The organism is Prosthecobacter sp., from assembly GCF_046154365.1.
Lineage (GTDB): Bacteria > Verrucomicrobiota > Verrucomicrobiia > Verrucomicrobiales > Verrucomicrobiaceae > Prosthecobacter.
In genome coordinates, this window is the sequence record NZ_JBJXFV010000114.1 from 86,240 (window position 1) to 93,783 (window position 7,544).

General features: G+C 53.6%; 7 protein-coding genes, 1 tRNA gene and 1 pseudogene. 2 read left to right on the forward strand and 7 right to left on the reverse strand.

Annotated elements, in window-relative coordinates:
* Window positions 1-95 precede the first annotated feature (95 nt).
* Complete coding sequence (locus ACKVY0_RS15240) at window positions 96-1,043, forward strand: hypothetical protein (RefSeq protein WP_409215679.1); 948 nt, start codon at window positions 96-98, stop codon at window positions 1,041-1,043.
* Here the strand turns inward: ACKVY0_RS15240 and ACKVY0_RS15245 are convergent.
* The 7 genes from ACKVY0_RS15245 to ACKVY0_RS15275 all read right to left on the reverse strand — a co-directional run bounded on the left by ACKVY0_RS15245 (window position 1,040) and on the right by ACKVY0_RS15275 (window position 7,204).
* Window positions 1,040-1,690: a recombinase family protein gene (locus ACKVY0_RS15245; protein WP_409215680.1), complete on the reverse strand. Its 651-nt coding sequence runs from the start codon at window positions 1,688-1,690 to the stop codon at window positions 1,040-1,042. The two genes, ACKVY0_RS15240 and ACKVY0_RS15245, sit on opposite strands and share 4 nt — an antisense overlap.
* Before the next feature lie 137 nt (window positions 1,691-1,827).
* Window positions 1,828-3,336, reverse strand: coding sequence for a hypothetical protein (locus ACKVY0_RS15250; protein WP_409215681.1), 1,509 nt, complete (start codon window positions 3,334-3,336; stop codon window positions 1,828-1,830).
* A gap of 134 nt (window positions 3,337-3,470) precedes the next feature.
* Window positions 3,471-3,770, reverse strand: a complete 300-nt coding sequence (locus ACKVY0_RS15255) for a hypothetical protein (RefSeq protein ID WP_409215682.1) — start codon at window positions 3,768-3,770, stop codon at window positions 3,471-3,473.
* A 98-nt stretch (window positions 3,771-3,868) separates the two neighbouring features.
* A complete protein-coding gene (locus ACKVY0_RS15260; RefSeq protein ID WP_409215683.1) occupies window positions 3,869-4,537 on the reverse strand; it encodes a hypothetical protein in 669 nt (222 codons plus the stop codon).
* Between the two features lie 244 nt (window positions 4,538-4,781).
* Entirely contained in the window at window positions 4,782-6,617 is a 1,836-nt protein-coding gene (locus ACKVY0_RS15265) for a DUF6538 domain-containing protein (RefSeq protein ID WP_409215684.1), read from the reverse strand.
* Between the two features lie 101 nt (window positions 6,618-6,718).
* Window positions 6,719-6,809: transfer RNA gene (locus tag ACKVY0_RS15270), tRNA-Ser, on the reverse strand.
* A gap of 83 nt (window positions 6,810-6,892) precedes the next feature.
* Complete coding sequence (locus ACKVY0_RS15275) at window positions 6,893-7,204, reverse strand: heavy-metal-associated domain-containing protein (protein WP_409215685.1); 312 nt, start codon at window positions 7,202-7,204, stop codon at window positions 6,893-6,895.
* A 144-nt stretch (window positions 7,205-7,348) separates the two neighbouring features.
* Between ACKVY0_RS15275 and ACKVY0_RS15280 the strand changes: the two are divergent.
* Window positions 7,349-7,544, forward strand: a pseudogene (locus ACKVY0_RS15280) (hypothetical protein); the annotation flags it as partial.

A 7,544-nucleotide genomic window follows, 5' to 3' on the forward strand; every position in this document is an offset into this window, starting at 1 on the left:
AGGGCGGCCCCCTCTCAACTCGTGCAAGCACTCCGAAAAGCATTCTGTTTGGACATCTCGGAAACCTGAACGAAAGATTTTGACCGCTTCACCAAATGGAAAATCGCAGCAACCGCTTTCTTCTAGGCCCATTTTTTATCAGTCAAACATGCTCCGATTTGTGCGGTGAGGGTGTTGATGCGACTGGCTATGCTTTGCAATTCAGCACGGAACATGATTCCTACACCGTTCGGATTTTCAAAAAGCAGTCTTCTTTTTCAAAACAGCCGACGACTCTTGATTACTTGTTTCACGAAAGCGATTCCCCTTGTGTTACAGTCCATTTTTTTCCTTCTTTAGCCAAAAGAACATCCAAGGGGCAGTTCATAGGCATTACCAATTTAATTGCGGCACTTTATGAGGAGTATGCCCCCGCAACTCCACTGCATGAACTGCTAGAGGAGTTCTCAAGATGCTTTCCCTTTCAATGTGTATCAGCTTGGGAACCCCCTCAATTTGACATTCTTAGTGAATCACTGACGCGAGTTGGATATGCTGTCAGTTCATTAGTCTCCGATGGCGATTGTGTCAGATTAGACCTTTGTTGGCTTTCCAAATTCGCGAGAGAAAGCGGGCGATTAGCACAAAACATACCCGCAGGAGTTTTTCAATTCAGACCACGACCTGACGGCACGCTTGGAAAAGGAACCTGCCCAGCATTATGGGAAGTCTCGATTCAACTCCGTTTGTTTGAGCTTATCAAGGCAACGGAGATGAAGCATCCGATAGATTGCTTGAGCGAAAATGGCATCAAGCGCTGTCTGTCGGTCTTTGAATGGCAGCCAAAACACAAAATGACGAAGGCAGAGCTTGCTGAAAAGCGGTTGTGTTTTGTCAGGGAAAAGCGGGGTTTGTGGCCGGACATCAAAGCCCTTTCCGTTCTATTAAAACAAGAAGGTCTTTATTCTCCTTCCACGTCTGAATCTCAAATCGCCAAGACTGTGAAGGCGATGATTGCAAAGCTCAACACAAGCGGTTCATCACTTAGCAAAACAGACGGCTAGGCAGTCTCATTTAACCTTTTCAGAAGACGATGAACAGAGGTGCTGTGCCATTGCTTGCCTTGTGGAGTGGAGATGCTGCGCGCATTTAACGCAGTGGCGATTTCACGAACGGTGGTGATGCCTTCCTCTTTGAGGGTTTCAATCGTGGCCTTCAAGTTGTGGGCTGTCTTCATGGCCTGCTTGTGATTAGCCTTGCCCAGCTTTGCGCCATGCTTGCCCAAAATGACGCCTCTTGCCTTGGCGCTGGCGAGAGCCGCTTTGGTGCGGGCGGAGATGGCGCGGGCTTCATCTTCTGCGACTGCCGCGAGGATTTGCACCGTGAGGCGGTTGGCGGTCGGGTTGTCCACGGCCAAAAACTCGATTCGGGATTCCATCAGGCCGGAAATGAAGTGAAGATTACGGGCCAGCCTGTCCAGCTTGGCGATCACGAGCGTTGCCTTCTGCTTTTTGCAAAGGGCGAGTGCCGTGTTTAGCTGGGGGCGGTTCTTGCGTTTGCCGCTCTCTACTTCCACGAACTCGCCAACGAGCTTCCAGTTGCCGCCGTTCAGATAGGCTTCAACGGCTGTCTTCTGTGCTTCCAGTCCAAGACCGCTCTGGCCCTGTTTGGCTGTCGAAACGCGGTAATAAGCTACAAATTTGCCGTCCATGTTCACACATATACGAGCGTATATATGTGAACACAAGCCGAAAACGTCATTTTGAGCCGAAAATCAGGTTTAAGGACGTTGAAGGCTGTTTTGAACACATGTGCGAAGCGGGAGCGGCTTTGCGCTTTCTCTAGTCATCACTCGCGAAGCCTGCGCATGGGCGTTTTTGCCTTCTCCGCTTTGAATTCCCCCCGCTCCAGCCCGAAAATCGACAGTAGAGGCTCGCCAGTTGCGGAAACAAGGGCATCTGCGGCCTTGGTGTAAGGCGGTGTCAGGGAGTAAAACAACCGCGAACGATCAAATTTAAGCACTCCAGCAGTTTCCAACGCCTGCAAAGCCTCTGCCATCGGCCCTTCCTTGCGACTGCCACGAAAACCGCGCTGATAACAGAGCATGTAGAGCAGGCTTTTGATGTCTTTGAACTGCTCCGGTTTGCTTTTGAGGCCAGCGCGAACGGCAACCGCGACATGTGCCAGCAGATTCACGACGGAACAAGCCTTCACGGGCTTTGTTCGGCCCTTCCTTAGCTCATCCATGACCTTGTTCATGTGAGCGGCTGCCCGACAGCGTAGCGCTTTCAAGATCATGGGCAGCTCGTTGGGAGAACAATGGGCCGGAGAAAGCCAATGGCCTCCCGCAGCCACTTCTTGCCACAGGTCTGATATTCCAAGAGCTTCGTCCCGCAGCTTTTTAAGCTCCTTCCGAAGGCCGGATTGCACGATTTCAAATCGAATGCGTTTAGTGGTTTTGGCGTAAAGGCGGAGTTTCACGCCTTGCGCGAGAGGAATGGAAAAAGAGGGGGCGTTGTGAATGCGGCCCGTCTCCTTGACTTCGTATGGATAGGCTTTCGTGACGGCCTTTCCTTGTATCAGTTGCATCAACTTCGCTCCAATTTCCAAGGTCTGTCCAATCGGATCATCAGAAGGAAATTCCCACATTGTTTCGACCACGGACAATGCGCAAGAAGGGGCAGGGCGTCTGAGTTTAGCCTCTGCATATTTGCAGGCCCGGCCCAAGTCCGCATCCATCTCCTTTGTGATGAGGGCGAGGTAATGGGCAAGGTGTTCTCTTGCGCCAAACTTGATCCATTCGGATGAATTCGGGAGCCAGTTGTCTTCCCCGTCCAAGGATTGCTCATTGTCGTGAAAAATGCGCGCTTTTCTACGCCGTTGAAGCCGGTATGCCCAAGGCTTGCGAGGGTCATCACCTTGCGGTTGATGGCGTATGAAGCGTTGCAGGTTTAACGAAAGTGTGAGCTTGGCGCGAAACAGAGGTTTTCCGGTTTCAAGATCGGGTTTCGCCGCCTTGGAGAACCGGCAAAAGCCACCACAAAGCGGGGCTTCGTGGCGGCGGTTCGTTGCCTTGTGCGTGATGCCCTCCTCTCGAATCCACAGTTTGTTTGTGAAGTCTTTGAGTCCCGGACGGCAAAAGACTCTGCCATTCTGCGGCGGCTGGCCGTTTGCGGGCCATGCGAAATCTTCGCTGCCAGCGGGCGGGCCGCCCATCCGCTGTTTGAACGCATGGACAGTTTCCCTGTGAGTCTCCAGCTCCAAGACTTCCCAGCCGTTCAATTCTAAATCAAACTTATCCTCCCCGGCATCTTCGGGGCGGAAGGTGGTGCGAAGTGAGAAGGGAGACGAATTCAAGCAAGAGCGAGGGGAAGACGAAACGAACATGCCTGTTCTTTGATCGTTGTCTCCGACAACTCCTGTCTATAGTATCGCCCTCGCACATGTGTTCAAAAAGCGGCCTCTCTGCCGCCATGAGAATGAGCGTGCATTCACCAGCCTTTGCCAGCCAGCTTTTCCTCAATCGTGAACGGCTGGGAAACGACCGTCTCCCGCTTGGTAGTGAGGTTGATAAACTTCACGCTGCCGCTGGGCATGATCTCGTAAGCCCAAGTGTGGTAACGGAAGGGCTTTGGTAGAAGAGCGGTGATGAGGTAGAATTTTTTGGGTTCGTCTTTCTCTGCCGCTGGGGAACCAAGGGAGGGCTGTTCAGCGGGCGCTGCCTCCGCCGGTTTAGTGTCGGCTTGATTCAAGCCGCTGCCTCCCCAGCAGCCTTTCAAAAAAATTGCCACGGCTGCCGCCACGAGAACGAGACAGACAACAGCTTGAACGGCTGTCCGCTTGCCAGCCTTTTCAGCAGGCTCATTCCCGTCTGTTTCAATTCCCGCCATCAGTATTGCCCTTTCTCCAGCCATTCACGGGCATATTGGAGATTGTTTCTCATTGCCTTTAGTTCGTTGGCATGAGCGCCAGCGTGGCTTTCACGTTCATCTGCGGAAGTTGCCGTTGCGAATCGTTCAAGGCGATCCCAAGCGAATTTCATGGATTGCAAAGCCGCGTGAGTCGCGCTCATCGCAGTTCCACTTGTAGCAAGACCCGGCTTGAACCCTGTTTCCTCAACTTCACTCAAGATAAAATCGACACCATGCCGCCAGCTCTTTGCCTGGCCCATCATTTCAACGGAAATGACGCCCTGATTTGCATGGCTCAAAAGTTCATCCAGTTCCTTCTCAAGCTGCTTTGCATCTCGATATTTCATCTCAGCAAGCGACTTCCTGAGTTCCAAATCTAGCTTTAGCCAAGGGTCTGTTGCACTTTGGTTTTCAATTTGGGGCGTTTCTTGAACGGTAGGATTTGCGCTTTCCGCATCCTCCGATTTCCCCATGAGGTCTGAAAAGGTTAAATATATGCCAAACGCCATCACGGGCAGCAAGAACCCAAAGGCCAGAATCTTGTCTCGCGTATTCCACTTTGGCTTACTGATTGAGGCTCCCAGAAATTGGAGAGGGGATTTTTGATCGTTCATTTTTTGCGGTGCTTGAAAAACTTCCACCACCACGCCCGAAGGATTCCGAACGGGTGGCCGGAGAGTTGATAAGCCGCGTAAACACGACCGCGACGGCCTTTAGCCGGAGGCTTGGACATAACCGCCGCCTCCCGGCCATTTCTGGTCTGGGAAGCGGCGTGTTTGCGGCACACGCCCGCCGGTTTACGCGAGCTTATCAAGTCTCGGCTGACATCTCTGCCAACGTGCGGACGCTACAGAAGCGGCGGAAGACGCGCAACTGTGAAAAACTGTCTTCTCATCCCTCACGGAGCCGATGAAGCGGGCGCTTTGGCATTGCGGCAGAAGCCGGGTAGAGATGCGACAAATCAAGGCCGGGATATTGCACCTTGGCGAGGTCTTCCGCGAGAATACGCAGGTAGTCCTTGCCTCTGCCATACTGGTGCATTTGCAGCTTTGCGATACCCCAGCCGTGTTCCCATCCCGCAAGTCTTCCAACTGATTCATCAGGCAGGCGGGCGGCTCGTGTCGCATCGCGGAACTGATGCCGAAAACTGTGCATCGTGGCTTCGCATTCTTCGCCCAACACGCGATGTTTGAAGCGTCCAAACCACTTGGAAAAGGCGTCAGAGCAATACCCTTTATGCCCTGGTGTCAGCTCCGGGAAAAGGCGGGGTGATTCTGCATCACGCTTGCGGGCTTCCACAAAGTCAAGAAAGCCCATTCTGATGAGTTCAGGATGAACAGGCACGTTGCGAATGCTCTGTTTGGTCTTGAGTTTCTTGATCGAAGGGCCGCCGTCTTCCGCTTCCTCTCGAATGGCGATGTAAACAATCTCATCCGCTGTTTTCACATCAGCCGTGTAAATTTGACATGCCTCGTTGCAACGAGTCCCGTGATACAATGCCAGCAAGGGAACCCAAAAGCGGCCTCTGCGGGGGCGTTCCGGCCCCGGCTTGGCGTATCCGGCTCCATCATTGACGCAACCCGTGTAAAGTGGGGCGTGGAACAGCCGATTAAGCTCATCAATGGTGAACTGTTCCCGTGGTTCCACGTCTTCTTTTCGGAACATCCCTTGGAAAGTGGGTGTCGCTGCTGGATTCTTGCTCATCAGTCCCTCGCCCACGGCATATTTGAACAAGGCGGAAATGTGAAGGTAATGTTCGGCAAGGGTGTTGTGAACCGGTTTGCGTTGATCGTTCGCCAGCCGTGCGGCTTCGATGGCCTGTTTCAGCGTCATTCCGGGGTATCGCTGTTGCGCATTCAACGGAACGTCCTTCATCAGAGAGAAGACTTGCCCCATGTCTTCGCGGGAAATGGATTCAATGGGTTTGTCTTCTCCAAGCACTTCCAGCAACAGGCGGGCGGGCAGTTTGAATGCAGACACCGTTTTTACGGAGCGTTCCACATCCACGTTATAAAGCTCTTTCGTGTGGATCAACTCAGCAAGGGTCTTTCCTTTTGGCTTTTCCATCGCTGGCGAATGTGAGTGAATACCTCGAAATAAATTGTCCCTTTCCTTTGCCGGAATGCCTTTGAGCATATCTTGGCAGCGTCCCAAATGTTCAAGATGCGCGGCCATCACGAGCGGGCGGAGTTTTTGAAAGGCGGGACTCGTGGCGGGACAATCAATGCCTTCTGTTTCAAGAAAACTCTGCAATTCAAAGGTTCCGTCCAGCGGTTCACCTCGGAATTCATCGCCCTCTGCGAGCGCAATGCGGTCTTGAACGATGTCGCTGAGAATATCGCCTTGCTTGACTTCATCAAGCAAGCGTCCCTCGCTGTCCATCCAGCCTCGAAACTCACGCTCGTTCAATACGAGATAACGGGTGGCATACTCGAATGCCTCGCGATCTGAAATCGCTGTCATAAGCCGCTTTGATTTCGCCGCTGCGGAAGGTTGGGGCGGCGCGGGGTGAGGTTTAGACGGCGCGAGTTTGCTACGCGCACTCTCAAAAATCAAAGTCCAGCGGTGACGTTCAGAAGCGATCTTCCGAACTGCCTCGCGGTAGTCGGACGTTCCCAGCGTTTCCCGAATGTGCTCTTTCCCAAAGGCATCACGAAGGGCAGGAGGGACTTTGAAATTGGAATACCAGCGTGAGCCGCGACGCAGCAAACCCTGTTGGCGGGGCATGTCTTTGGGGTGTTGAAGTGTGACAGTCTGGGGTGACATGTCATCACTTTAACCCTTGAACCACAAGGCTTTCCACGCATTTAAGGTGCGTGGAAATGGGGTGGCGGACAGGGAGGGATTCGAACCCTCGGTACCGGATTAGGGTACACACGCTTTCCAGGCGTGCTCATTAGACCACTCTGACACCTGTCCAAATTCTTCCCTCTGAGAAAGGAGAGCGCGGATAGTGGCGCGGGCACCGGCACAGGCAAGCTTATTTTGCCTGCGGAGCGCCGTTACTCAGACTTCTTCCACACATGCACGACATAGGTGGAGGCAGAAGCGCCGAGGGCGGCGACGGCCTGCTCCTTGGTGAGCGCAGGTGAGGTGGAGGTGACGGTGACTTTCTGCGTGCCGGGTTTATCGCCCGCCACGATGGCGACATTGGAGACGCCATCGAGCTTGGTGAAGGCGGCGGTGACGTGATCTTTGCAGCCAGCGCAGACCATGCCGGTCATCTCGGCGGTGTAGGTCACAGGCTGGTCAGCGGCGAGAACAGGCAGCGTGACGAGAGAAATGAGGGCGAGGAGGCAAGCTAGGCGTGTCATGGGGCGGGCGGAACAGATAGCCGATGACTTTGTTCAGCCAAGTCCAAGTTTGCAGCGGTGCGGAACGTTGGGAGAGAAGATTTTCGCCGTGGAGGATTTTTTCGTGCTTCCGTCTGCGTTTTGCCGTGTTTACTGCTCCCAACCATGAAAACGACCCAACTCCTGCCACTGCTGGCCGTGCTGCTGGCATCTCCCGCCATCGCACAAACTCCGGCGGCACCCGCTGCTCCTGCTGCCGAAACTCCCGCCGCTCCGCAGGTGATTCTCACGCCGGCTCAAACTGAGCACATTCTCAAGGAACTGGAGAAAGTGGAGGCGCAGATCGGCCAGGGACGCAATG

What these genes read in the sequence shown, in the direction of transcription:
- ACKVY0_RS15245 (WP_409215680.1), bottom strand. Translation starts at nt 1,690, where the DNA reads ATGGACGGCAAATTTGTAGCTTATTACCGCGTTTCGACAGCCAAACAG.
- ACKVY0_RS15275 (WP_409215685.1), bottom strand. Translation starts at nt 7,204, where the DNA reads ATGACACGCCTAGCTTGCCTCCTCGCCCTCATTTCTCTCGTCACGCTG.
- ACKVY0_RS15265 (WP_409215684.1), bottom strand. Translation starts at nt 6,617, where the DNA reads ATGCCCCGCCAACAGGGTTTGCTGCGTCGCGGCTCACGCTGGTATTCC.
- ACKVY0_RS15240 (WP_409215679.1), top strand. Translation starts at nt 96, where the DNA reads ATGGAAAATCGCAGCAACCGCTTTCTTCTAGGCCCATTTTTTATCAGT.